At 57.2% G+C, this 22,754-nt stretch carries 26 protein-coding genes; 3 read left to right on the top strand and 23 right to left on the bottom strand.

Annotated features, from left to right (window positions below):
• Positions 1 to 213: 213 nt before the first annotated feature.
• The 10 genes from G3578_RS12785 to G3578_RS12740 form a co-directional block, all read right to left on the bottom strand.
• Positions 214 to 1,557, bottom strand: a complete 1,344-nt coding sequence (locus tag G3578_RS12785; RefSeq protein WP_165213243.1) for a PTS galactitol transporter subunit IIC — start codon at positions 1,555 to 1,557, stop codon at positions 214 to 216.
• Positions 1,558 to 1,590: 33 nt separating this feature from the next.
• A complete protein-coding gene (locus G3578_RS12780; RefSeq protein ID WP_165213241.1) occupies positions 1,591 to 1,875 on the bottom strand; it encodes a PTS sugar transporter subunit IIB in 285 nt (94 codons plus the stop codon).
• Between the two features lie 11 nt (positions 1,876 to 1,886).
• A complete protein-coding gene (locus G3578_RS12775) occupies positions 1,887 to 2,348 on the bottom strand; it encodes a PTS sugar transporter subunit IIA (RefSeq protein WP_165213239.1) in 462 nt (153 codons plus the stop codon).
• A gap of 187 nt (positions 2,349 to 2,535) precedes the next feature.
• A complete protein-coding gene (locus G3578_RS12770; protein ID WP_165213237.1) occupies positions 2,536 to 2,886 on the bottom strand; it encodes a type II toxin-antitoxin system PemK/MazF family toxin in 351 nt (116 codons plus the stop codon).
• Between the two features lie 3 nt (positions 2,887 to 2,889).
• A complete protein-coding gene (locus G3578_RS12765; protein WP_165213333.1) occupies positions 2,890 to 3,141 on the bottom strand; it encodes a CopG family ribbon-helix-helix protein in 252 nt (83 codons plus the stop codon).
• Positions 3,142 to 3,376: 235 nt separating this feature from the next.
• Entirely contained in the window at positions 3,377 to 4,558 is a 1,182-nt protein-coding gene (gene alr, locus G3578_RS12760; RefSeq protein WP_165213235.1) for an alanine racemase, read from the bottom strand.
• A gap of 3 nt (positions 4,559 to 4,561) precedes the next feature.
• Positions 4,562 to 4,999 (bottom strand): hypothetical protein, encoded by a 438-nt coding sequence (locus G3578_RS12755; RefSeq protein WP_165213233.1) that lies wholly within the window; start codon positions 4,997 to 4,999, stop codon positions 4,562 to 4,564.
• Between the two features lie 569 nt (positions 5,000 to 5,568).
• Positions 5,569 to 6,603 (bottom strand): outer membrane lipoprotein-sorting protein, encoded by a 1,035-nt coding sequence (locus tag G3578_RS12750; RefSeq protein WP_165213231.1) that lies wholly within the window; start codon positions 6,601 to 6,603, stop codon positions 5,569 to 5,571.
• A gap of 243 nt (positions 6,604 to 6,846) precedes the next feature.
• Positions 6,847 to 7,239 (bottom strand): holo-ACP synthase, encoded by a 393-nt coding sequence (gene acpS / locus G3578_RS12745; RefSeq protein ID WP_165213229.1) that lies wholly within the window; start codon positions 7,237 to 7,239, stop codon positions 6,847 to 6,849.
• Positions 7,240 to 7,390: 151 nt separating this feature from the next.
• Positions 7,391 to 7,564, bottom strand: a complete 174-nt coding sequence (locus G3578_RS12740) for a gamma-type small acid-soluble spore protein (RefSeq protein ID WP_165213227.1) — start codon at positions 7,562 to 7,564, stop codon at positions 7,391 to 7,393.
• Positions 7,565 to 7,748: 184 nt separating this feature from the next.
• On the opposite strand from G3578_RS12740, the gene G3578_RS12735 reads away from it, so the two are divergent.
• Positions 7,749 to 8,000 carry a glutaredoxin family protein gene (locus tag G3578_RS12735; protein WP_165213225.1) on the top strand — a complete coding sequence of 84 codons (252 nt, stop codon included), beginning with the start codon at positions 7,749 to 7,751 and terminating at the stop codon, positions 7,998 to 8,000.
• 18 nt (positions 8,001 to 8,018) lie between these two features.
• Here the strand turns inward: G3578_RS12735 and G3578_RS12730 are convergent, their stop codons facing one another.
• Genes G3578_RS12730 through G3578_RS12720 form a run of 3 tightly spaced genes read right to left on the bottom strand, consistent with a single transcriptional unit; the run spans position 8,019 to position 10,644 of the window.
• Positions 8,019 to 9,656, bottom strand: a complete 1,638-nt coding sequence (locus G3578_RS12730; protein WP_165213223.1) for a GMC family oxidoreductase — start codon at positions 9,654 to 9,656, stop codon at positions 8,019 to 8,021.
• Entirely contained in the window at positions 9,646 to 10,245 is a 600-nt protein-coding gene (locus G3578_RS12725) for a gluconate 2-dehydrogenase subunit 3 family protein (protein ID WP_165213221.1), read from the bottom strand. Before G3578_RS12725 ends, G3578_RS12730 begins: the two co-directional genes overlap by 11 nt.
• Positions 10,246 to 10,251: 6 nt before the next feature.
• Positions 10,252 to 10,644, bottom strand: a complete 393-nt coding sequence (locus G3578_RS12720) for a hypothetical protein (RefSeq protein ID WP_165213219.1) — start codon at positions 10,642 to 10,644, stop codon at positions 10,252 to 10,254.
• A gap of 133 nt (positions 10,645 to 10,777) precedes the next feature.
• Between G3578_RS12720 and G3578_RS12715 the strand changes: the two genes are divergently transcribed.
• A complete protein-coding gene (locus G3578_RS12715) occupies positions 10,778 to 11,134 on the top strand; it encodes a YunG family protein (protein WP_165213217.1) in 357 nt (118 codons plus the stop codon).
• A 126-nt stretch (positions 11,135 to 11,260) separates the two neighbouring features.
• On the opposite strand, the gene pstB (G3578_RS12710) is transcribed toward G3578_RS12715, so the two are convergent.
• Positions 11,261 to 12,013 (bottom strand): phosphate ABC transporter ATP-binding protein PstB, encoded by a 753-nt coding sequence (gene pstB, locus G3578_RS12710; protein WP_346774009.1) that lies wholly within the window; start codon positions 12,011 to 12,013, stop codon positions 11,261 to 11,263.
• Positions 12,014 to 12,331: 318 nt separating this feature from the next.
• Between pstB (G3578_RS12710) and G3578_RS12705 the strand changes: the two genes are divergently transcribed.
• Positions 12,332 to 14,317 carry a methyl-accepting chemotaxis protein gene (locus G3578_RS12705; RefSeq protein ID WP_165213213.1) on the top strand — a complete coding sequence of 662 codons (1,986 nt, stop codon included), beginning with the start codon at positions 12,332 to 12,334 and terminating at the stop codon, positions 14,315 to 14,317.
• Between the two features lies 1 nt (position 14,318).
• Here G3578_RS12705 and G3578_RS12700 read toward each other — a convergent pair whose 3' ends face one another.
• From G3578_RS12700 to G3578_RS12660, 9 genes are all read right to left on the bottom strand, one after another.
• Complete coding sequence (locus G3578_RS12700; RefSeq protein WP_165213211.1) at positions 14,319 to 15,377, bottom strand: HAMP domain-containing sensor histidine kinase; 1,059 nt, start codon at positions 15,375 to 15,377, stop codon at positions 14,319 to 14,321.
• The gene (locus G3578_RS12695; protein ID WP_165213210.1) at positions 15,374 to 16,051 is read right to left on the bottom strand and encodes a response regulator transcription factor; all 678 of its coding nucleotides are present in this window, start codon (positions 16,049 to 16,051) and stop codon (positions 15,374 to 15,376) included. The genes G3578_RS12700 and G3578_RS12695 overlap by 4 nt, the downstream gene beginning before the upstream one ends.
• Before the next feature lie 27 nt (positions 16,052 to 16,078).
• Entirely contained in the window at positions 16,079 to 17,869 is a 1,791-nt protein-coding gene (locus tag G3578_RS12690; protein ID WP_165213209.1) for an ABC transporter ATP-binding protein, read from the bottom strand.
• Entirely contained in the window at positions 17,862 to 18,011 is a 150-nt protein-coding gene (locus G3578_RS12685; protein WP_165213208.1) for a hypothetical protein, read from the bottom strand. Before G3578_RS12685 ends, G3578_RS12690 begins: the two co-directional genes overlap by 8 nt.
• A 352-nt stretch (positions 18,012 to 18,363) precedes the next feature.
• Complete coding sequence (gene pstB / locus G3578_RS12680; protein WP_206529665.1) at positions 18,364 to 19,143, bottom strand: phosphate ABC transporter ATP-binding protein PstB; 780 nt, start codon at positions 19,141 to 19,143, stop codon at positions 18,364 to 18,366.
• Between the two features lie 10 nt (positions 19,144 to 19,153).
• Positions 19,154 to 20,047, bottom strand: coding sequence for a phosphate ABC transporter permease PstA (gene pstA, locus G3578_RS12675; RefSeq protein ID WP_165213329.1), 894 nt, complete (start codon positions 20,045 to 20,047; stop codon positions 19,154 to 19,156).
• A 2-nt stretch (positions 20,048 to 20,049) separates the two neighbouring features.
• Positions 20,050 to 20,955 carry a phosphate ABC transporter permease subunit PstC gene (gene pstC, locus G3578_RS12670; protein WP_165213207.1) on the bottom strand — a complete coding sequence of 302 codons (906 nt, stop codon included), beginning with the start codon at positions 20,953 to 20,955 and terminating at the stop codon, positions 20,050 to 20,052.
• A gap of 171 nt (positions 20,956 to 21,126) precedes the next feature.
• Positions 21,127 to 22,062, bottom strand: a complete 936-nt coding sequence (locus tag G3578_RS12665) for a phosphate ABC transporter substrate-binding protein (protein WP_165213206.1) — start codon at positions 22,060 to 22,062, stop codon at positions 21,127 to 21,129.
• Between the two features lie 106 nt (positions 22,063 to 22,168).
• The gene (locus G3578_RS12660; protein ID WP_165213205.1) at positions 22,169 to 22,663 is read right to left on the bottom strand and encodes a GNAT family N-acetyltransferase; all 495 of its coding nucleotides are present in this window, start codon (positions 22,661 to 22,663) and stop codon (positions 22,169 to 22,171) included.
• Between the last annotated feature and the right edge of the window lie 91 nt (positions 22,664 to 22,754).

Genomic DNA, 22,754 nt, shown 5'->3' with positions numbered 1-22,754 from the left:
ATCCCTTGTCAGCAAACCGTTCGGCGGAACAGCCGCCCCAGGCTTGGGTGAGCGGGCTGCAAAGGCGTTTGGTGTGGCATGTTTTGTGGCAGAAAGTGTGGCCCTCATGTACCACAAATTATACCGAACTCCGGCGCGGAATTGTCAGAATAAAATGAACCGGGCGCAGGAGCATCCCCTGCGCCGCTGTGATGCTATAACGATGACAGAAAGCTATTGCGCCTGATCGATCAACTGGGCGGAACGCTGCCTGCGCTGTACATAATAGGCAACGATCAGCCCCAGGATCGCTACTGCAATCACGCCCGCATACCCCAGTTTGGCACCAAACAGGAAGATCGCAGTGGTAGGAACGGCGCCATCGACCAGCGAAGAGATGGCCGTGGCTCCCTCAGGGAATTGGAAGCCCGCATTTTGAGCCGCTTGGGTAAACAGCGGTGAGATGTAGGTAGCCAGAAGCAGCCCAAACCCGAGCGCAATCGTGGCGCCGATGACGGTCCGGACCACATTTCCCTTGAAAATCGGCGCCATCAGGCAGACGATAAAGGGAATGGTCGCCAGGTCCCCGAACGGAAGCACCTTGTTGCCCGGGATCAATACCGCCATCCCCAGGACGATCGGGATCATCAGCAGCGAAGCGGCGATCGTCGCCGGATGGCCTACCGCCAGCGCAGAGTCCATCCCGATATACACTTCGCGACCAGGGAATCGGCTGCGGACGAACTCTCCTGCCGCTTCGGAAATCGGCATCAAGCCTTCCATCAGAATGCTGACCATCCGCGGAAGGAGCAGCATCACGGCTGCGGTCTTGACACCCAAATCAAGAATCTTCTGAAAGTCCCAACCGGCGAGAATGGCAATCAAGATCCCCAGAATCAAGCCGAGCACCGTCGATTCGCCAAGGACCCCCAGACGTTTTTGAATCGTTTCCGGATCGGCCTTCAAATCGCGGAATCCCGGGATGCGGTCAAACAGCTTTTCGAGCGGAAGGGCGATGAGATAATACGGCGTCGACGTTCCGTGCGGGAACGAGATGTTTTGATAGCCGTAGTAGTTTTGCACATGTTTCGCGGTCAAATCTGCCAGCACCAGCAGGATGATCGCGTGGGCGATCGCCGTCAGGATTCCCAGTGTGATGCTGCCGGTCATTACGTTGACCAGCGCACCGGTAAAGGCGATGTGCCACAGGTTCCAGAGGTCGATATTGAGCGTTTTGGTCAGGCCGAACACCAGCATTCCCAGATTGACGGCCAAGCCGATCGGGATCGCCAGCGCCCCCACCGCCGAGCCGAAGGCAATCGCCGAGGTAGCCGGCCAGCCCACATCGATGACCGTCAACTGGATCCCCAGGTTTTTCACCATGTCCTGTGCTGCCGGACCAAGGCTCCCCATCAACAATCCAATCACCAGATTAATCCCGATAAAGCCGATTCCCACCGTAAGTCCAGCCCGGAATGCTTCTCCCGGCTTGGTTCGCAAAATAATGCCGAACAAAAATATGATGACAGGCAGCACAACCGAAGGCCCCAGGTCAACGAGATACTTGATGATGTCCATACTGTACCCCCCTTATCGAAAATATGTTCCCCGCTACGCTTTCAACTTCATTTCGATTTCCTCAAACACCTTTTCCTTGCCGATGCCGGTAAGCAGCGGAACGGCATTGATCACTTTCCCGACCAGCGACGGGGGTACGGCTGTGGTGGAAACGATCACATCGTACTGCTCCGCCTTGTTCAATACGTCGCTTACTTTGGATTGCTCCAGCGCTGCATCGATCCCCTTTTCCTGTAAAAACGCTTTCATTTTTTGCATCACCACAGTCGATGTGGCTACCCCCGTCCCACATATCACCAGAATTTTTTTCCTGTTCATCCGAATCCCCCTTACGCTTTCCGCCTCAGGACGCGCAGTACCCCTTCCGCTTCCTGCGCCTCCATGATTCTCTTCATTTGCCCCTGGTCCTGGATCAGCGCCATCACCTGCTCCAGCAGCACGAGCTGCCGTTCGCTCTTGTCCGGCGCCAGCAAAAACACCACCTGCACGGGAATGCTCATCTGCGGGTCAGCCATGTTGCCAAACGGCACGCTCTCCTTCACCACGCCCATCGCAATCGCCGGCTTGATGACATGATGCGGGTCTGCGTGCGGGATCGCCACATTGATTTCCTCCAAAAGCAAACCCGTCGGAAACGTTCGCTCCCGTTCGCAAACCGCCTCAATATAAGCGGATGTGACTGCCCCCGTCTGAATCAATACGTCTCCCAGCTGATGCAACAAGTCCGACTGTTCCACGGTTCCATCGAAAATGCGGATATGTTCTTTATGAATATATTCGGACAAGTCCACCTTTTTATCTCACCTCCTTTCAGTCCCTTTTCTGTAGCAAGTACCGTGCCAACATCTGAAAACCAGCCGCATCAGTGTCCGCACGTCCCCACACATTCTTCCCACAAATCCTGCCACGCACTATAAATTTATAAATAACAGAAAAAGCTGCACCCCACAGGGGGAGCAGCCTGTCTTCTCCACTGGATTAAAAATCAATCAATCCCAGACTGATCTGCAGCGACTCGTTCACTTTCTCCATCATCTCTTCGTCCAGATGGGTGATTTTGTCCGTGAGGCGCTGCTTGTCAATGGTACGAATCTGTTCCAACAAGATCACAGAATCGCGATCAAATCCATATGCTTTCGCGTTGATTTCCACATGTGTCGGCAGCTTGGCCTTCTGAATCTGAGCCGTGATGGCGGCGACGATGACCGTCGGACTGAATCGGTTTCCAATATCATTTTGGATGACTAATACCGGCCGTATGCCGCCTTGTTCGGAGCCTACGACCGGCGATAGGTCCGCGAAAAAAACATCGCCACGTTTCACAATCACCGGCTACACCCCGCTAACTAAGCGGTCAAGCGTATGGTCAGCCTCTTCTTCGGCTCCAAAAGCCTCGGATGCCATCTTGAGGTTAATTTTTGCCATTTCCATATATCCTTTTTGCATGGTCTCGCGAATGTAGCGTTTTTTCCGTTCTTTCAGGTAAAGGTTCATTGCCTGACGAATGAACTCGCTGCGGTTCGATTTCTCCTTTCGGATGACACCGTCCACTTCCTGCAGCAAATGCTGTGGCAGACTAATCATGATACGCTTTGTATTGGCCTTCGACAAAGCAAACCACCTCCAACCATAACCGTAACTTCCGCAATCTTCTTTCCCTGTATCTATCCGGTATTAACAATACCATTATGTCGAACCCTGTGCAAAAATATACCTGCTCTGGAAGCCCGCATGCCCGGCATCGTCAGGGAAAGAAAGGCTGATCATGCTGCCTTTAACTTATTCGTGCCCGGCGAAAAAAATCCTGCTTGCCACCTCGTCAACACTTCTTGACGATCTGATGGTATACATCCGTCACATGCCCGTTCCGCAGATAGACACGGGGCACCCGGTAGTTGAGCATGCAGGGAACCTCATAGTTGATCGTGCCCAGCAGTTGTGCGACTTCATCAAGCGAAAGCTCTTCTTCCCCTTGTCTGCCGTACAACACCACCTCGTCTCCAACCCGAGCCGTCCCTTCCTCGATGCGAATCATGGTCTGATCCATACAGACTCTGCCGACGATCGGCACTCTGCGGCCTGCATGAAGCGCGATCCCGCGGCTGGACAGCGCGCGGGGAAAGCCGTCGGCGTATCCGATCGGCAGGGTGGCGATGGTTTCGCCCGGTTTTGCCGTGTAGGTAGCCCCGTAGCTGATGGTCATCGGCTCGCTTGCCGTTTTCACATGGGTGATCCGCGTTTTGAGCGAGAGTACCGGCGTCAGCTCCACATCGCGCCGCTCTTTCAGGTACATCGAAGGATATAACCCGTATAAGCCTATGCCCAAACGGATCATATCATACCCCCAATCTGGAAAAGCAATGGCCGCCGCCGTATTGCAGCAGTGGACGGTCGGCAGGGTATACCCTTTTTCCTCCAGCAGGGCGAGCAGGGTTTGGAACCGGCTGTGCTGCTGTTGTACATGGCGGGTGTCTTCTTCGTCCGCGCAGGCAAAATGGGTAAAGATCCCCGTCCAGGCCAGGGCGGGAGATTGCGTCAGGCGCTCCACCAGCGCCAGAAGCTCCTCCTCCGTCCGTACGCCCAAGCGGCCCATGCCGGTATCCACCTTAAGATGGATGCCGAGCGGTTCCCCTGCGCCAGCCTCCGTCAGCAGGCGCTCCGCCTCGATCATCCACTCCGCGTGATACGCGGTCAGCTCCACCTTCCACTTGCGGGCGCTCAGCACCCCATCGAGAGGTGTATAGCCCAATACCAATATGGGGGCTGTAATCCCTGCCTGCCGCAGAACGATTGCCTCATCCAGCATCGCCACCGCCAGAGCCTCGGCTCCAGCCGCGAGGGCTTCCCGCCCGACGTGTACGGCGCCATGGCCATAGCCGTCCGCCTTCACCACGGCCATGATGGCCGTTCCCTGCGGAATATGGCGGCGGATCGCCTGCACGTTGGCCCGGATGGCGTCCAGATCCACTTCCACCCATGTATCGCGCACATATGGTTTCATCGTCTATCGCTTACCTTTCTTGCGGAAATAGGAGAGCCGCTCGTTCAAATGGGTAAGAAACTCGCGGGATACCATCAGCGATTCGTTTTTGCCGTTGAGCTTGTAGATATGCCGTCCTTCAATCAGCGGCTCCACTTCGCTCAAGGGAATCTCTCTTTCCTTCCCGGCAAGAGAGATGATCAGGTGCGTCTTGGTCAGCGTATAGCGGGGCCTCAGCACCGCCTTGTAGACAAAGGGGGACAAGCCCACCACCGCAATCGCGATGGCAAAGGCCAGAATTTTAAAGGTGGTGGTTCGTGTATCAAAGTAACCGGAGGCCAGCAGCATGCCGACCACAAAAACAAGCGATTCCAGCAAGCGCAGCTTGACGCCTTTGCGCAAGAGCAAATCCGCATAGGTAGATTCCGCCTGGAACAAAATATCTCCCGTTTGTCGTTTCATCGCTTGCACCTCTCAGCATAGTCAAGCGTATCTTATCCTGTTTGGCCGGATGTGTCAATGCGCGCGAAAGGCTTGGCAAACCGGAAGCCGCACACGTTGATTCCGTTCGGCCTCTTGTCCGAAGCGGATAGGAAAAGTGCGTTGGCAAAAAAAGGAGCGGATTGTTCCGCCTCTCGGTATTTAGACAAAGTCCGTCATGTCATGAGGGATGGTTCCCGCTCGCTCTCTTGACGGCCAGGTTCTCCGGCCTGTGGAAACGGCGGAAAATCATTCCTTGCTCAATCAAGGAAGGTGGCTCTGAATAGAAGCGAGTCTCCATGTGCGAGCGACTTTACCCAACCAGCCAGCGAAGGGACGTAGACACCGGGGAAAAGGGGGCGATAGCCTCACTTCGCTGAACCCAGATGTTGAGCCCCCACCCGGGGGATCGTCCCGGAGCGGACAGTGCTTGCTTCAATGCAGGTTGGGTATCGGAGCGAGCAACAGGAGACCGCTTTAGATGAAAAAGGCTGCCGTCTTTATCGACAAACGAAGGAGCGGATTGCTCCGCCCCTTGCCGCTGCCATCCCTTATTTTCCGCCTACCCCGAACGTGGATTTGGCCACTTCCACCATTTCCTCTTCCGGCAGATCTCCGGTCAGCGTGAACTCCACGCCATCCAGCTCCCATGTGAGCAGGCGCTGATTGCCGGAATCCTGCGTCAACACCCCGATCGTAAAGCCCAGATCGAGCGGCATCCCTTGTTCGTAAGAGACGGTGGCCGCATTCGGCCGCGATTCGATCAGCTTGTAGTTGTACGCGCCCGAATACTCCAGAACAACGACACGCTCTCCTTGCCGCTTCACCGCCTCGATGCCCGCTTGTTTGACCCCATTGGGCAGATAGGTAGGCTCGATTACCCCAAACTGGCCGTCCGGCGGGGTCGGCTGCTGGCCGTTTGCCGCCATGGCGGGGATGGTGGTCACCGCGCCGGTGGTCATGTTGCGGTCCTTGTCAAACGCATCCTTGTCAAACTCCGGATTAAACACGAAGTCCGTAAAATTGATTTCGACCAGCGTGTTCATATTGGAATCCATGATCTCCGCCTTCGTCGGTTTGAAGTCTTCCGTCATCCAGATTTTTTGTTTGGTCAGGGAACGGTTGCCGCTGTAATTGGCTTTGACTTCAAAGACGTACTGCTTGTTGTCCATTTCCATGCGCCGCTCGTTGTCTTCAATGACGCTGCGGGCAAGGGTTTCATAGAGATAGAGCGGGCCGTTGTTTTCCGGCCATCCGCTTTGGAAACGGAAGCTCTTGTTCAGATGCGGCGTCAGCACAAATACCCCTTCGTCGTTGCGCAGAATAATTTGGGTGATGCCCCGCTGCTTGGAGGTGAGGGCCACCCGATAATTGGTCGGTTTCTCGTACCAAACCTGCACATCGTACACTTGCGGTGTGGAGCCGGTCTGCAGCGTCAATACGGCATTTGACTTGTACCCCTGCATTTTTTCCAGGGTGCTGCCCAAATCCCCGACCACGTCCTCCGGCGTTTTCTTGCCGAAGCACCCGCCGGCGAAAACGGATAGAACGAGCAATAATACCAACCATAATGCTCCACGCTTCATGGAATCAACTCCTCCTTGTCTGGTTTCGACAAAGGAGGGAAACCCTGTCTATTTCCCGGGAAATCTGTCAGCCCAATGCCCGCTCCGCAATACGTGTCGATGTACGGATCATGCCGCATTTGAGGGGACGCGCTATCGCCAGATTGGGAACGGAGACTGAAGCCTTCCTGATTTGACCAGGTAGTCCCTCCTAATCTACGCGATATATATCTATGTCCATCCTCGTCCCAATATGCAGACAAGTTAGCGGGTTGTTTCGATTATGACCTGCGCTGCGGCGTACTCCTTGCTGTGGGAGATGCTGAGGTGGAAACGCAGCCTGTCATGCTGTGCGGGAAACAGCCGTGCCAGCGCGGCGGGAGCAAGCTGAAGCAGCGGCCTGCCGCCTGCTTCTTTTGTAATCCGGATATCGTGAAAGCCCAGCGATCCGCCGATGCCTGTGCCAAGCGCTTTGGATGCCGCTTCTTTCGCGGCAAAGCGGCCCGCCACATATTCGGCCAGACGCCACTCGCCCGCAGACGGAAGCAGCGCCCGCTCTTCTGCGGACAAGATGCGCTCGACAAACCCGGTATGCTTCTCCATCAACGTCGCAATACGGCGGATCTCTACAATATCAATGCCCAACCCCAGGATCATCATCCTACGCTCCTTGCAGCCATCATCCGTGCTTCTTTTTCGTTCACCATATCATCCTGGGCGGCATCGCGCAAGTCAGGCACGATTCCGGGCTGATGGAAAGTGCGTAAAAAACCTCCACCTGACGGGTGGAGGCTGTTTCGGAGGGTACTTAGGACGTAGGGTTGTTTTGCTGAGACGCACGGGCAGCAGATTGCTGGTTCTGGCGGCGAACTTCCGATACATTGGTTTCGGCAGCAAATTCCGTAGCTGCATTTTGGGTTGCTGCATTTTGGGCAGCGTTTGCTGCAGCATTCGTTCCCTCTTGTCTGTTACGTTTGGCCATCGCTTCCTTCACCTCCTCCATGTCGCTGCAATTAGTTTTGCACAGAGCTTGCGGGCGGTATCCACCCACTTTTTTCCATGAAATTCATTCGCTTAGCGGCACTTCGGGGGCATCCTAACTGCAGGAACCGATTGCTCCGGTCGGGAAACCCGCTTAGAATGGAAAGGGAAAAGAGGTGAACAAAATGGCGCAAAAAGTGATCATTTATACCCAGGTAACGTGCGGTCCCTGCCAGGAAGAAAAATTGTGGCTTACCCAGCAGGGGATCCCGTTTGAGGACAGAGATATCCGGGCGAACGATGCCTATTTGCAGGAAGCGATCAATCTGGGGGCATCCGCCACGCCGGTTACGGTGATTGAACATGAAGATGGCGAAAAAACCGTGGTATTCGGATTTGACCGCCAAAAACTGCAAGAAGCGTTGAATCTCTCCTAGATTCAACGCTTCTCTTCTTTACACGTCTCTTTGGCGCATGGCATCGATCAGATGATCCGCCGTCCGGGCAGCCAGCGCCATCACGGTGTTCGTGGGATTGGCGCCGCCGGATGTGACGAATGTGCTCGCACCGACAATATAGAGATTGGGGATGTCATGGCTGCGGCCAAACTGATCCACCACGGACGTACGCGGATCGTTCCCCATCCGGCATCCCCCCATCAGATGGGCGGTATCGCTGACGACATGGGCGGGCCTCCCTCCCATGGCTTCAATGATCCGCTTCATCTGGACGACGGCGTGGTCGATCAGCTTCAGATCGTTCTCCTGGTAGCTGAATGTCACCTTTGCCCGGGGCATGCCGTATTCATCCTTTTCCTCCGCCAAGGTGACGCGGTTGTCGGGATGGGGCAGTACCTCGCCAACCAGCGTGACCCGGGCGTAGAAATTGTAATCCAGCATCGCCTGGCGCAGGGCGCTGCCCCACAGCATGGTGCCGTCAGCCCGTTCCGCGGCGATCGCCGACGCCATGCCGACCGGACGCGCGCCGTGCGCACTCAGGGTGTAGCCGCGGGCGAATCCGCGCTCGCGGTCCGTCTCATAGAAGTGCTGGGTCAGCGCCAGCACGGGCGTGCCTTTGTACAGGCGCACCTCTTCCTGCAGGATGCCGTACACATCATGGCTGCTGTGCGGCATGATCGCCCGGCCTACCCATCCGCTGGAATTGGCCAGGCCGTCGGGAAAATGCGGGGTTGCCGAATGAAGCAGCAGACGCGGCGTTTCGACCACAAACCCGGCCAGAATCACGACCCTTGCCTTCTGCTCATAGGTTTGTCCGTCATGCACAAACAAAACGCCCGTCACTCGGTCGCCGTCGGTCAGCACCTGTGTCACCATGCAGTCGGACAGCACTTCCGCACCCAAGCCGATGGCTTTCGGAATATGGTGGATCAGGCCGCTGTATTTGGCGTTGGGCATGCACCCCTGGTTGCAGAACCCGCGGTTGATGCACGGCGGCCTGCCGTCAAACGGCGCCGACAGGATGGCCAACGGGGCGACCACGCTATCGATCCCCAGCTTTTCGCAGGCTTCCCGAAACAGTTGGGCGTTGGCGCTGATCGGCTCCCGCACCGGATACGGATACGGCCCGTTAAACGGTCCCCACGGGAAGTGGTCGGGCCCGGATACGGCGATTTCCCGTTCGATCTTGTCATAGTACGGTTCCAGGTCCTCATACCGGATCGGCCAGTCCTCCCCGACGCCGTCCATGCTTTTGGTCATAAAGTCGCTTTCATGAAAGCGCAGGAAAACGCCCGTGAAATGGACCGTCCCTCCGCCGACGCCGCGTCCGGAATTGTTGTATCCCAATTTCAGCGGATGGGCGCCATCGACCAGCCGCGTATCCTGCCACGCCAGGCGCCGTGTGGACAGCTCGTCGCTGGCAAAGTCGGTCTGCGGATTCCAGAACGGCCCCGCTTCGATCACCACGACAGCAAGCCCCGCTTTGGCCAGTTCATAGGCGAGCACGCCGCCCGCCGCCCCTGCCCCCACGATGCAGACATCCGCGCCGTCCGCATACTTCCGGCGATCAAGCTGCTTGGAACGGTGCCCCTCATAATGGTCGCTGTGATGCGTCACCCGGTCGTTATTTTCCATCCTGCTTCGCCTCCCAAGGATCGACCAGCCCCTTCTCCACCCTGATGTAGCCGCGCGGATATGCCGGCCCGCCATACCCGATTTCCGACCAGATGAGCGGATGGGAATAGTAGGCGCTGACCACGTCATGCAGCATTTTCTTGAAAAACTCCTTGGCGGGCACCTGCGCCCACGCGCCCGACGGTTTCACCTGGCCGGTCTCGATCCGGGTCAGCACGTCGAGCTGCTGTTCTTTCGGCAGCGCCGCAAAGAGCGCCCGGTGCTCCGCCTCGCTCGTTTCGTCAAGGCCACGCAGCCCTTGACGGTAAAGGGTTTGTTTCTCCGGCACGCCTACCTTGCGCTGGTCTTCCCCGACCGGACTGGCCAGCGTTTCATCCACATGCTGCGTGATGTAGGTAAGCACGTCCAGTCTGATGTCATCGACCAGCAGGCTGGCGGCGGTTTGCAGCGTGACAGCCTCCTTCGGGGTCAGGAAACGGTGGGCCACATCCGGCGACCGCCGTTTGGCGACGATTTTTCGGGTATGCTCATCCCACTCGCGATGCTCTGCCCACACATCGTACGAGGGATAATGGCTCGACTCCGCCATGGCCGCTCACCCCCAATACAGCGCGAGCAGGCCCAATGCACTCAACGCGCTGATCATCAGCGGCAGAACGATCGGCGGCCCGAGCAGGAAGTTTTGGCTTTGGGAATAGCCTCCCACCCGCTGCCCCACGCCCACCGCATGCAAATAGGCACCATAGAAGCCCACGCCCACTCCCACCCACATCATCAACGCGAACACCCAGCGCAGCCAGGCCGGATGGTAAAACGCGAGCGTGATGGCGAACAGGGCAAACACCGGGGTTTCGAGGACCGGCACCCACATGGCCCAATGGCGAAAATTCTGCCGAGAGTGAAACAGTGTCACTTGAATCGCCATCAGTGCAAACGCAAGCCCGTCTAACAACAGCAGCACCCTCTCAAGCGGCCACCCATGCCACATCAACGTTCCTCCTTCTGTCTGTGAAGATCAGGATTCTTTCCCTATCATTTCCATACGGACAATCGGTTATTCCGTCTCTCTTTTCGTGGGGGAAGCCGGGCGATACAATGGGGGAAAGCGAGGTGTTCCATGAATGATTGACAGAAAACCAACGAGGGAACGGCTGCAGGAGGTTCTTTACCAGGCGTGGTCCCTTTCCTCCAGCTCCCTTTGGACGGAAGAAAATCCGGCCAGGGGACAATGCGGCGTGACGGCCTTGGTCGTACACGATTGGTGGGGGGGAGAGATTTTGAAAACCGAAACACCGGGCGGTTGGCACTTTTACAACCGGCTGGACGGGGAGCGGATCGATTTTACGGCCTCCCAATTCAGCGCCCCCATTCGCTATGCGGACATCCCTTCCAGCAGGGAAGAAGCGTTTGCGGATACGAACGCGGAGCAGTATGGCTACCTGAAGGAACGGGTGGCGCGTTTGCTTGCGGACGAATAAACGGAGCCCCAAGGATGGCGGCTCCGTATGGATCAAAGGTATTTCTGCACGTACAAAAAAAGGGCGCTTCGACGGTCGAATGCGCACCTATTTATTATACCGCTGGCTTGTTTGGTTGTGTACCCTTTACCCGAAACGGCCGGTGATGTAATCCTCTGTCCGTTTGTCGCCGGGATTCTGGAAGATAACCGGCGTAGCATCGTATTCAATCAGCTCCCCGTTCAGGAAAAAGGCGGTTTTGTCGGAAATGCGGGCAGCCTGCTGCATGTTGTGCGTCACGATCACGATCGTGTACGTCTCCTTCAACTGCTCCAGCAGCTCCTCAATCTTGGCCGTGGAGATCGGATCCAGGGCGGACGTCGGTTCGTCCATCAGCAGGATGCGCGGCTGTACCGCGAGCGCCCGCGCGATGCAGAGACGCTGCTGCTGCCCGCCCGAAAGGCCGGTTGCCGGCTTCTTCAGCACGTCTTTTACCTCGTCCCACAAAGCCGCCGCCTTCAAGCTTCCTTCCACGATCTCGTCCAGCCGGTGGCGGTCTGTGACGCCGTGCAGCCTCGGGCCGAACGCGATATTGTCATAGATGCTTTTGGGAAAGGGATTGGGCTGCTGAAACACCATCCCGATCTCTTTGCGCAGGGTTTCCACATCGACATCCGACGCGTAAATGTCTTTGCCCGCCACTTTCACGCTGCCGGAAATCCGCACATGCGGAATCCTGTCGTTCATCCGGTTCAAGGTGCGCAGGAATGTGGACTTGCCGCACCCCGAAGGCCCGATAAAGGCGGTGATGCTGTGCTCTTCTATGTCCATATTGATCCCCATGAGCGCGTGATGCTGTCCGTAATACAGATTCAGGTCACGTACCCCGATGATGTCCACCATGCTTTGTTCTCTCCCCATGCTTCTTCATCAAGCCAATGTGATTCTCATTGTAGAAGGGCACTGTGATGTTTTTGTGTGAAGAATATTAAGTTTTGTTTAAGATTTGTGCCGCGGTGCGGGAAGAGATCTCCATCGCGGCAGGCATCTATCTGTACCGCACGCATCCGCAGCCCGCCGAAGGAGCCTGATCCCTCCCCCGGCGGTTTTTGTTTACCTTTTTGTGAATCCTCGGTAAAGATTGGGTAAAGGTCATCGACGCTTCCTCTCCGGCCCACTACAATGAAACTAGTTCTGCTTGCCCGAGGAGTGTCGCGCATGTTTAACAAGTACCAGCCAACCCTGTTAAAACGGCTTTTTCTGGGGATTTCACTCATGGTGGTGGCGATGATGGCGGTCGTCGCCGTCTTTATCCAGTACCAGGCGCAGGCCATGCTGGAGCGCAAAGCCGTCAATCAGTTGAAAGAAGCCTCGGCCTCCTCCGTCCAGGAGGTGAATGCCCGGCTGAACAGCATTCTGTCCGCGCTGCACACCTTTGCGGCGATTTACCGGCAGACCCCCCTCTCGAACAACGACACCTTCGAGATCTTTAGCGGCATGATCGCCAATAACCCGAATATCTCCGAACTTCAGCTGGCGACCGCCGACGGTCATACGCTCTCCTTCCCCGGCTCTCCCACCGACTCCAGCTACGACCCGCGAACCACGGAATGGTACCGGGAGGCCGTCGCCCGCAAAGGGCCGTTTCTGTCGGATGCGTTTCAATATGCCAAGACCGAGTTTCCCAAAGTGGCTATCTCCGTTCCCCTCCTTTCGCCCGACGAAGAGATTGCCGGCGTGCTGGTGGCCTTCGTCTCCGTCCCCAAGCTGAGCGAATTCGTGCAGAAGATCAAGATCGGCACCACGGGGTATGTGTTTATTGTGGACAACCACGGCAGCCTGCTGGCCCATCCTGACATGAAATATGCCCTCTCCCGCCCTTCCCTGAACAACGTCACTGCCGTTCAGCAGCTTGTGAAGGGGAACTCCGGAATCGGCTCCTTCAGCCGGAACGGCACCAATTATCTGTCCGCCTATGTCTTTCATCCGGATCTGCGATGGGGGATCGTCGTCGCCCAGGAGCAGCAAGAGGTGGAGGCGGACGTCCGGAAGCTGCAGATGATCATTCTGGCCGTCTCCGCGGCAGGCTTGTGCTTGCTGGCGCTGGTTCTGTATCTGTTCGTCAAGCGGATCGTTCATCCCCTCAAAGCCCTGCAGGGCAAGATCGAGAAGTTCCGGGAAGGGGACTTGTCCCAAAGCATCACGGTCAACCAAAACGACGAGATCGGGCAATTGGCCGACAGCTTCAATGGCATGAGCCGACAAGTGCGGAGCATCATTGAGAAAATCTCGCTGGTCATGGCGGACGTAAGGCAGATCGCCGTCCACATTGCCGACGGGTCGCAGCAGTCGGTTGACATGCAGCACCGCATCGCCGGAATTACCGATTCCCTGGCTGCCGAAATGGAACGGCAAAAGGAACAGGTGGAGCAGATCCAACAGATCGTCGACACGATCGCCGGGGAGATCGAAGGCATCCATACCCATATCCAGCAGGCATCCAGGATCAACGAGGACGCCCATGAACAGACTGCCAAGGTGACGAAGGCCATCAGCACCCTGCAGGAGAACATGGGGGCCATTGCGGAAGATATGACCGCGTCCAACCATGCGTTCGCCGCGCTGCACGACAGTATTCGCGAAGTGACCAACATCCTTGCCTGGATTACGGATATTTCGAAAAAGACGAAGCTGCTTTCCCTGAACGCGCGGATCGAAGCTTCCCGGGCCGGACAGGCCGGTATGGGCTTCGGCGTCGTCGCGGATGAGATCAGGGGGCTTTCCGGCCAAACGGAAGAGGCGGCCGTCCGGATCGCCCATCTTCTGTCCACAATCCAGGAGAAGGTGGAAATCGTCGCCGCCACGATGAACCAGACCGACCAGGCAACGCATGCCGGCATCGAGACGCTCGGCCAGGCATCCGGGATCATCCTGCGGGTCGTGCAGACCATCGAAGAGTTGAACGAGCGTTTCGCCGGGATCGAGCAGCTGTCCGTCTCCATTCATGAACAAAGCCGCCTGATTAAAGGCGGCATCGATCACCTGTCCGACTCCTTTGATATGGTGGCATCCGGTTCCCAGCAGGCGGCCGCCGTCACCCAGGAGGGCGCATTCATCGGTCAGCAGTTCCGTGCGGACTCCCGCCAGCTGCTTGACGTCGTACACAGCCTGGAGCAGGAGGTCGGCTACTTCCGCTCGCAGTAATTTACGCGGTATGGGGCGAGGCCGGCCGTGCCGGCAGCGTTACGGTAAACACCGCGCCTTCCCCCGGTACGCTTCGCACGGCGATCCTGCCGTTGTGCATCTCGACGATTTTTTTCACAATGGAGAGTCCCAGCCCGCTGCCGCTGTTGGTGCGGTTCCGGGACTTGTCTGCTTTATAGAATCGTTCGAAGATACGTGACTGATCTTCCTCCGGGATGCCGATCCCCGTATCGGAAATGCGTATGGTCACTTCCCGGCCGTGCTGTTCCAGATATATGCCGATTGTGCCGCCATTTGGCGTAAACTTGATGGCGTTGTGGATCAGGTTGGTCCATACCTGGCTCAGCAGATCTTCATCGGCGAAGATCGTCACCTCCGCCAGGGCAATGTCCATCTCGATCTCCTTTTCCCGCCACTGCGGCTCACAGGCAAGAACGATACTGCGCAGCTGCCTGTCCAGCCTGTAGCTTTTCGGCTCAAACGGATGATGCCTGGATTCCAGCGAGGTCAGCTTCAGCAGGTTGTCGCTCAGCTTGGACAATCTCCTGCATTCCGTTTCGATAATCTCCAGATAATGCTTCCGCTCCGCCGGGCTGAGCCGGTCATTCTGCAGCGCGCGGGCGAAGCCGCTGATCGAGGTAAGCGGAGACTGGATCTCGTGGGAGACGTTGGAGATGAACTCCTGCCGCATCTGCTCCATCTGGTTCAGCTGCCCGGCCATTTCGTTGATGCTTGCCACAAGCTCTCCCAACGGATGGTAGGGGTGATCTTTGTTCCAATCCAGGCTGACGGAAAAGTCCCCCTGGCCGATCCGTCTGATCGAGCTGGTCACCTTTTGAAAAAAGTCGATGCGTTTGTGATGGCCGAAAAAATAGCCGATGCTGCCCATGATGGCGAAAATGACCAAATTGCTAAGAAAGGCGTTGAGCAGCTGCTTGAGGAGAGTATCCGGCTTGAGCAGCAGAAAAAATCCATAGTAGACGGCGGCCCAGCAGGCGACCACGCCAACCTGGACAATCACGCCTCCAAGCTTGCGCCGATTCTTCCTCCCTTTGCTCATGACACAATCTCCAGCCGGTACCCCAGCCCCCGCACCGTGCTGATCCGAAAACGATGCTCTCCTTCGGGGAAACGCTCGCGCAGCCGTTTGACATGAACGTCGACGGTGCGCTCATCCCCTTCATAGTCATAGCCCCAGATCTGCTCGATCAGCTGATCCCGCGAAAAGGTTTTTCCCGGATAGCTGGCCAGCCTGAACAACAGTTCGAATTCCTTCGGCGGCAGCGTCATGCTTTTGCCGGAGGCGACTGCCTCATAGGTCTCCCGGTTCAGCGTCAAATCCCCGGCCTGCACCATCCGGGAGGCGGCGATCCGGTAGCGCTTCAGCAGCGCCTTGACTCTGGCGACCAGCTCAAGGGGCTCGAACGGCTTGACGAGGTAATCATCCGTCCCCAGCTCGAAGCCCTTCACTTTTTGCGCCGTTTCCCCTCTGGCTGTCAGCATGAGCAGCGGCAGATCGGCGTAAAGCGCCCGCAGCTCCCGGCACAGCTGCCAGCCATCCTTCTCGGGCATCATCACATCCAGAATCACCAGATCCACTTTCGCCGTCTCCAGAAGCTGGAGCGCTTCCACGCCATTGGCGGCTTCCAGCGTATCGAAGCCTTCATTGCCCAAAAACAGGCGCACCAGCTCCCGGATATGCGGATCGTCGTCTACGATCAATATGTTGGTCATGCATCCCCAGCCCCCTCTTTCCCTCTCTTATACGTGTTCCGGTTCGGTCATTCCTTCTTTAATGCGCAGCTGCTGGGTGGCAAATTCCCGGTACATCGCATGGGACCGGAACAATTCTTCGTGGGTTCCGATTCCGGTTACCCTGCCGTTCTCCAAAAAGACGAGCCGGTCGGCGTCGATCACGGTGGAGAGCCGGTGGGCGATGACGAGCGTCGTCCTGCCCGCCATCAGGTTCTTCAAGGCTTCCTGGACAACGCTTTCGGCCCTGCTGTCCAGGCTGGAGGTGGCTTCATCAAGCATGAGAATCTTCGGGTCACGCAGAAGCGCCCGGGCGATGGCGATGCGCTGCCGCTGACCGCCCGACAGCTTGATCCCTCGCTCCCCGACTTCCGTGTCGTAGCCGTTGGGCAGTTCGTCGATGAACTGATCCGCATACGCCATGGCCGCAGCCCGCCGCAGCTCCTCCTCGCTGACTTCCCGGTCGATCCCGTAGCAGATATTTTCCCGGATGGTGCCGGCCATCAGCGGGCTTTCCTGCGACACATAGCCGATCTTGCTGCGCCAGGAATGCAGGGAAAACGCCTCGATCGGGTCGGCGCCAAGGCGAATCGTGCCGCTCTGCGGCCGGTAAAACCGCTCCAGCAGGGAGAAGAGCGTCGTTTTCCCGCTGCCGCTGGGGCCCACCAGCGCGGTTACTTTTCCCGGCTCGATGGTGAAGCTGACATCGTGCAGCACGGTTTCCCCCTTTTGGTAGGCAAAGCTGACATGTTCCACAACAAGCGGTTGATCCGCGTTTTGCAGTTCCCTGCCGGATGCATGATCTTCCTCATCCGCCCCCAATGTCGCGATGATCCGTTCCGTGGCCCCTACGGCCTTCTGGAACTGGGTCAGGAAGCCGACGATCTGGCCGATCGGCATCACGATCTGGATGATGTAGAGAATGAACGCCACCAGGTCACCCGCAGACAGTTCCCCCGCAGAGACCCGCATGCCGCCATAGCCGATAATCACGGTTAACAGCAGCATCAGGACAAGCGACATCAGCGGGAAAATCAGCGCCTGTATTTTCGCCTCCCGCATGCCGTATTGAAGCAGGCTCAAGATGCCTTGTTTCCCGTTCTCATACTCGACGCTTTCTGCATTGGACATTTTCACCAGGCGCACTTCCGCCAGGACGCGTGCCAGCGTGGCGGTGAATCGGGCCGTCTCGTCCTGCATGCCGCGTGAAATCTTGTGCATCTGTCGGCCCAGCACCATAAAGATCAGCAGGGATAGCGGCACGACCGTCAGCATCAGCAGGGTCATTTTCCAGTCAAGCACCGCCAGAATGACGACGGAGCCGATGATCGCGATGATGCCGGTCAGAAAATGGGTCAGATGCTCGGTGATCAACCCCTTTACCACCGCAGTGTCATTGCTCATCCGGCTGATCATCTCCCCCGACTCCGTATTGTCATAATGGGAGACGGGCAGCACGAGCAGCTTTTTCCAGAGACGGTCCCGAAGCCCCGCCACGATTTGTTGACCCGCTTTGTTTAACAGATAGATCGAGATACCGGACGCGACCGCCTGCAGCAGCAGGGCGGCCAGCAGCATCACGATTTGTCCCTGATTCAGCGAGGCGAGAGAAAAGCCATTTACCAGATTCTTGGTAAACAACGGTATGGTCAGACCGGTACCCGTCGTCGCCAGGCTGAGCAGGAGCGCGATGCCCAGCAGCAGCTTGGGCGGATTGGTTTCTTTGAGCAGATGGAGAAAGGCGCGCCAGTCCACGCTGTTTCCCCGCTTGTCAGACGTTGTGTCGTGATCCCTACGCATGGCTGATCTGCTCTCCTCCTTCCCATTTCGCCCTCACGTTGAGGTTCAGCCGGGCATGGCCCATGAACAGGCCTGCGAGCAGGGCGTTGATGACAGAGCGTCCTTCCGGTTGCTTGATGACAGTCGGCATGGTGAATGACATGTCGTATTCTCTCCCTTGCTAGTGTTTACAGGATAGAAGGATACGACACGTTTATGAACAGAGTATGAACATGATCAAGAAAGGGAGGGCACATGCCCTCCCTCCAGTGTGCAGACAAAGTGGGTCGATCATGGGTAATGGTTCCTGCTCGCTCTCTTGACGACCCGCGAGGAAGTGGGCCGTGTCCGCTCCGAAACGCGACGCGGGCAGGGGGCTCAACATCTGGGCGTCTCAGCGAAGTGAGACTCACGCCCCCTGGGATCCCGCGTCTTTGTTTCTCCGCTGAGTCGGTCGTCAAAGGAGCTCGCCTGGCCCCATTCCTCCATGCCCCAAACAGAAGTTTGTCATCTCTTCAACCAAACTTCCCGCTGATGTAATCTTCCGTCCGTTTATCCTGCGGAGAGGTAAACAGCTGCGAGGTTGGCGCCTTTTCGATCAGCTCCCCCATCAGGAAAAACGCCGTGTGATCCGAAATGCGCGCCGCCTGATGCAGGTTGTGCGTCACGATGACGATCGTGTACTCCTGCTTCAGCTCCACGACCAATTCTTCGATCTTCATGGTCGAGATGGGATCGAGCGCGGAGGCAGGTTCATCCAGCAGCAGAATCGACGGCTGCATGGCGATGGTCCGGGCGATGCAGAGACGCTGCTGTTGCCCGCCGGATAGCGCCAGCGCCGATTCATGCAGCCTGTCCTTTACTTCATCCCACAGCGCGGCCTTGCGCAGGCTCTTTTCCACCAGCTCTTCCAGGTCCGCCTTGTTTTTAACGCCGTGAAAGCGGGGCGCAAAGGCGATGTTCTCAAAGATGGACTTAAAGAACGGGTTGGCCCGCTGAAACACCATGCCCACCGTTTGGCGCAAGCCTTCGATCGGAATGGCGTCGCTGTTCACTTCGATCCCGTCGATCTGAATCGAACCGGTCACCCGGCAGTTGGGGATGAGCTCGTTCATCCGGTTCAGGCTGCGAAGAAACGTGGATTTCCCGCAGCCGGACGGGCCGATAAAGGCGGTAACCGCATGGCGTTCAATCTCCATGTTCACGCTGTTCAACGCCTGCTTCTGTCCGTAGAAAACGGAGAGATCGCTTGTCTTGATGACGGTATCCTGTGCTTGTTGGATATTCACGGTCATTCCCTCACTCCTACCGCTGTGTGCCGGATGTTATTTTTCGGTATAGCCAAGTGCCGAACCAGCGCGCTCCCAGGTTGAAGGCAAGGACGGCGATCACCAGAATGGCGGCGGCCCCGTCCGCGACATCACGGGCATCCGGCGTAAGCCCTTCGCTGTTTACCTTCCAGATATGGACGGCCAACGTCTCCGCCGGACGCATCGGATTCAGCGGCGACGTCGGACTGTTCAGCGAAAAATCGTGGAACACGAGATCGGGGGAGGTCATCCCGGCCGTAAACAGCAGGGCGGCCGCTTCCCCGAAGACGCGGCCCGAAGCCAGGATCGTCCCGGTGATAATGCCGGGCAGAGCCGCCGGCAGCAGCACCGAGGTAATGGTGCGCCATTTGGAGATGCCCAAGGCAAGGCTGGCTTCCTTTTGGCTGGGGGGAACGTTGCGCAGGGCATCCTCCGTAATCCGCACCAGCAGGGGGAGATTGAACACCGTCAGCGCCAGCGCGCCGGACAGGATGGAGTATCCCCAGCCCGTCATTGTCACAAATACCAACAGGCCGAACAAGCCGATCACAATCGACGGCAGCGAGGACAAGACCTCGATGCTGAGGCGGATAAACCGGGTGAACCGGTTATCCGGCGCGTATTCCGCCATATAGATGCCCGCTCCGAGCCCGATCGGCAGCGCGATCAGCATGGTCAGCACCAGCAGATAAAACGAGTTGAACAGCTGCGGACCAATCCCGCCGCCCGCTTCCGCGATGCTCGGCGGCGAGGTGAGAAAGTCGAAGTTGAGCTTGTGCCATCCCTGCGTCAGAAGAAAGCCCAGGAGAGCGAACAGCACCCCGATAATCAGCACGGCGATGGCTGTCAGCAGAAACGTGGCGGTTCGATCCATGATTTTGGCTTTTATTCTCATCGGCTGGCCCACTTCCTTCTGCCCAGGATGCGAAGAATCAGGATAAATGCGAAGGACATGAGCAACAGAATCAAGGCCATGGACCACAGCGCATTGTTATACGGGGTTCCCGCGATGGTATTCCCCATATTCAGGGTGATGCCGCTGGTCAAGGTGCTGATCGGATCCAGGATGCTCTCCGGCAGCTTCGTGGTGTTCCCGATCACCATCTGCACCGCCAGCGCTTCCCCGAACGCGCGGGCCATCCCCAGCACAACAGCGGTGAGGCAGCCCGGCAGCGCGCTGTGCAGCACGACATGCCAAATCGTCTGCCAACGCGTGGCCCCCAGCGCCAGCGAGGCGTTGCGCAGATCCTGGGGAACGGCTTCAATGGCATCGGCGGCCACGCTGGTGATCGTGGGCAGAATCATCAGCGCAAGAACCAGTCCGCCGGCCAGCACACTGAAGCCGAGCACTTCGAACTGTTCCCGAATAAACGGGACGAGAAGGGTAAGCCCCACGTACCCGTAAACGACGGAGGGAATGCCCACCAGCAGCTCAATGACCGGTTTCAGGATTTTCTTGCCGAATGCCGGCGAGATTTCCGTCATGAAAATCGCGGCCCCGATGCCGAGGGGCGCGGCAATCACCGCCGCCAGCACGGTCACCAGAAAAGAGCCCAGGATAAACGGAAATACGCCAAACGCGGCCGGTTCTCCCTCAGGATCCCAAGTGGTTCCGGTTAAAAATTCTTTCAGGCTCACCCCATTCACAAAGAAGGTGGCCAGGCCTTTGGACGCGATAAAATAGCTGATGGACAGCACGAGAATGATCAGCATGGCGGCGCACAGCATGGCAATGGCTCTGCCGATCACATTCTCAGCGTGAATATGGCGGTTGCGTTTGGTTAGTCTGGTTTGCATGGACGACCCTCGTGTGTGTTGTAACGGAACAGCGGGTTCCGCAGCGTTTTTGGCCAGGACGGCAGACCCTTCCATCCCCCGATGACTCATATAACTCCCTCCTGAAAACAAGCAGAATGAGGGGTACGCGTACCCCTCTCTCCGCCGTTTCTTTTCTTAGCGGCCCGTTGTTTATTTATTAGAGATTTTGCCTTCCGCGTCGCGTTCCACTTTCATCTCAGTGATCGGCAGGAAGCCCAGGTCCGTCACCGTTTTCTTTTGTACTTCATCGCTCAGAATGTAGTCCAGGAACGCTTTGGCGGTACCAGTCGGTTCCCCTTTGGTATACATGTGCTCGTATGCCCATACCGGATATTTGTTGGTTGCGATGTTTTCCGGAGTCGCTTCCACGCCGTCCAGCTTCAGCGCCTTGACGGAATCATCGATGTAAGAGAGAGCCAGGTATCCGACGGCACCCGGGGTTTCCGCGATGATTTTGCGCACGGTACCCGAGGAATCTTCCGTGATGCCTTCCGCTTCCTGATTGCCGTCCAGAGCAAACTTGTTGAAAGTTGCCCGCGTACCGGAGCTCTTCGGACGGTTTACCAGCGTGATTTTCATGTCGGCGCCGCCCACTTCTTTCCAGTTCTTGATTTTGCCGGTGAAGATATCGATCAGCTGCTGCTTGGTCAGATTGTCGATGCCTACTTTCGGACTGACGGCTGCCACAATGCCGACGACGGCAACCTTGTGGTCAACCAGTTCATTGGCCGGGATTCCATCTTTCTCTTCTGCGAAAATGTCGGAGTTGCCGATGGTAGCAGCGCCGCTTGCCACCTGGCTCAGGCCTGTGCCGCTGCCTCCGCCTTGCACTTGAATTTGCGCGCCGGCGTTTTTCGCCATGAAATCCTTGGCTGCCTGTTCCACAAGCGGCTGCAGGGCGGTGGAACCAACGGCGGTTACCGGTTCACCCGAAGTTGCGGCGGGTTGAGCTTGCTGGTCGGCAGGCTGTGCTGCCGGCTGCTGCTGATCCTGCGCTGCCGGTGTTGTTGTGCTGCCCGTCCCGCAGCCAGCCAGAACCGCTGCCGCAAACGTCAATGCCATGAACAATTTGCCGAATCGTTTCATGTGTAAAAAGTCCTCCCCCAAATATCTTGGATTGATTCCTACAGGTACAACGATACCGCGCCATTATTATGCAGATGTGGATGTCATGTTAAGCTTTTTTTAAGATTCAGATGAGTGCCGGCTGATCGGCGGGACGTGGAACGATCGCCACAGGCGCCAGGGACAGCTCCATGATGTTGCGGTGCCTGCCCGGCCCATAGTAGTCCAGCTCCTGCCGGGAAAAACGGAAGCCCTGGGATGCCAGTGCGCGGATGGAAGCCGTGTTGGTTTCGCTCACCGTCACAAGCACCCGCTTCAGGGTGGGAAACCGGCGCAGCGCCTGCAGCCGGGCTTCGATCAGCCGCTTCCCGATCCCTTTGCCCTGGTAGGCGGGGGCCACATTGCTGAAGAGCAGCCAGCCTGTCTCACCATACATGTCGATACCCGCACAGCTGAACCCGATGAGCCGGCCATCGTCAGTCGCTTTATAGATCAAATCCGGGAACAGTTCCAGATACTTTTTCAATTCATGGAGATTCATCCGGTCCGGCAGCGTCAAATCCGCCAGCCGGATCATGTCTGCAAAATCCTCGCGCCTCGCCAGGGAAATCTGCACGTTCATGGCCGCACCTCCTGTCTCCGTTTCCTTCACAGTAGCAGACACGGTTGAACAGGACGTGGAGGCTGTGTAAACATTGCATGAAAAAAGCAGC

Source organism: Brevibacillus sp. SYP-B805 (genome assembly GCF_011059135.1).
Classification (GTDB): domain Bacteria; phylum Bacillota; class Bacilli; order Brevibacillales; family Brevibacillaceae; genus Brevibacillus_F.
This window is presented reverse-complemented; position numbering and strand designations above follow the sequence as displayed.

Coding starts and splice junctions, on each gene's coding strand:
- G3578_RS12685 (WP_165213208.1), bottom strand. CDS start 18,011: ATGTCATTCACCATGCCGACTGTCATCAAGCAACCGGAAGGACGCTCT.
- G3578_RS12660 (WP_165213205.1), bottom strand. CDS start 22,663: ATGAACGTGCAGATTTCCCTGGCGAGGCGCGAGGATTTTGCAGACATG.
- G3578_RS12750 (WP_165213231.1), bottom strand. CDS start 6,603: ATGAAGCGTGGAGCATTATGGTTGGTATTATTGCTCGTTCTATCCGTT.
- G3578_RS12755 (WP_165213233.1), bottom strand. CDS start 4,999: ATGAAACGACAAACGGGAGATATTTTGTTCCAGGCGGAATCTACCTAT.
- G3578_RS12730 (WP_165213223.1), bottom strand. CDS start 9,656: ATGGAAAATAACGACCGGGTGACGCATCACAGCGACCATTATGAGGGG.
- G3578_RS12720 (WP_165213219.1), bottom strand. CDS start 10,644: ATGTGGCATGGGTGGCCGCTTGAGAGGGTGCTGCTGTTGTTAGACGGG.
- G3578_RS12715 (WP_165213217.1), top strand. CDS start 10,778: ATGATTGACAGAAAACCAACGAGGGAACGGCTGCAGGAGGTTCTTTAC.
- pstC (WP_165213207.1), bottom strand. CDS start 20,955: ATGCAAACCAGACTAACCAAACGCAACCGCCATATTCACGCTGAGAAT.
- G3578_RS12700 (WP_165213211.1), bottom strand. CDS start 15,377: ATGAGCAAAGGGAGGAAGAATCGGCGCAAGCTTGGAGGCGTGATTGTC.
- G3578_RS12665 (WP_165213206.1), bottom strand. CDS start 22,062: ATGAAACGATTCGGCAAATTGTTCATGGCATTGACGTTTGCGGCAGCG.
- G3578_RS12785 (WP_165213243.1), bottom strand. CDS start 1,557: ATGGACATCATCAAGTATCTCGTTGACCTGGGGCCTTCGGTTGTGCTG.
- G3578_RS12725 (WP_165213221.1), bottom strand. CDS start 10,245: ATGGCGGAGTCGAGCCATTATCCCTCGTACGATGTGTGGGCAGAGCAT.
- G3578_RS12765 (WP_165213333.1), bottom strand. CDS start 3,141: ATGATTAGTCTGCCACAGCATTTGCTGCAGGAAGTGGACGGTGTCATC.
- alr (WP_165213235.1), bottom strand. CDS start 4,558: ATGAAACCATATGTGCGCGATACATGGGTGGAAGTGGATCTGGACGCC.
- G3578_RS12695 (WP_165213210.1), bottom strand. CDS start 16,051: ATGACCAACATATTGATCGTAGACGACGATCCGCATATCCGGGAGCTG.
- G3578_RS12690 (WP_165213209.1), bottom strand. CDS start 17,869: ATGCGTAGGGATCACGACACAACGTCTGACAAGCGGGGAAACAGCGTG.
- G3578_RS12705 (WP_165213213.1), top strand. CDS start 12,332: ATGTTTAACAAGTACCAGCCAACCCTGTTAAAACGGCTTTTTCTGGGG.
- G3578_RS12780 (WP_165213241.1), bottom strand. CDS start 1,875: ATGAACAGGAAAAAAATTCTGGTGATATGTGGGACGGGGGTAGCCACA.
- acpS (WP_165213229.1), bottom strand. CDS start 7,239: ATGATCCTGGGGTTGGGCATTGATATTGTAGAGATCCGCCGTATTGCG.
- G3578_RS12735 (WP_165213225.1), top strand. CDS start 7,749: ATGGCGCAAAAAGTGATCATTTATACCCAGGTAACGTGCGGTCCCTGC.
- G3578_RS12740 (WP_165213227.1), bottom strand. CDS start 7,564: ATGGCCAAACGTAACAGACAAGAGGGAACGAATGCTGCAGCAAACGCT.
- pstB (WP_206529665.1), bottom strand. CDS start 19,143: ATGACCGTGAATATCCAACAAGCACAGGATACCGTCATCAAGACAAGC.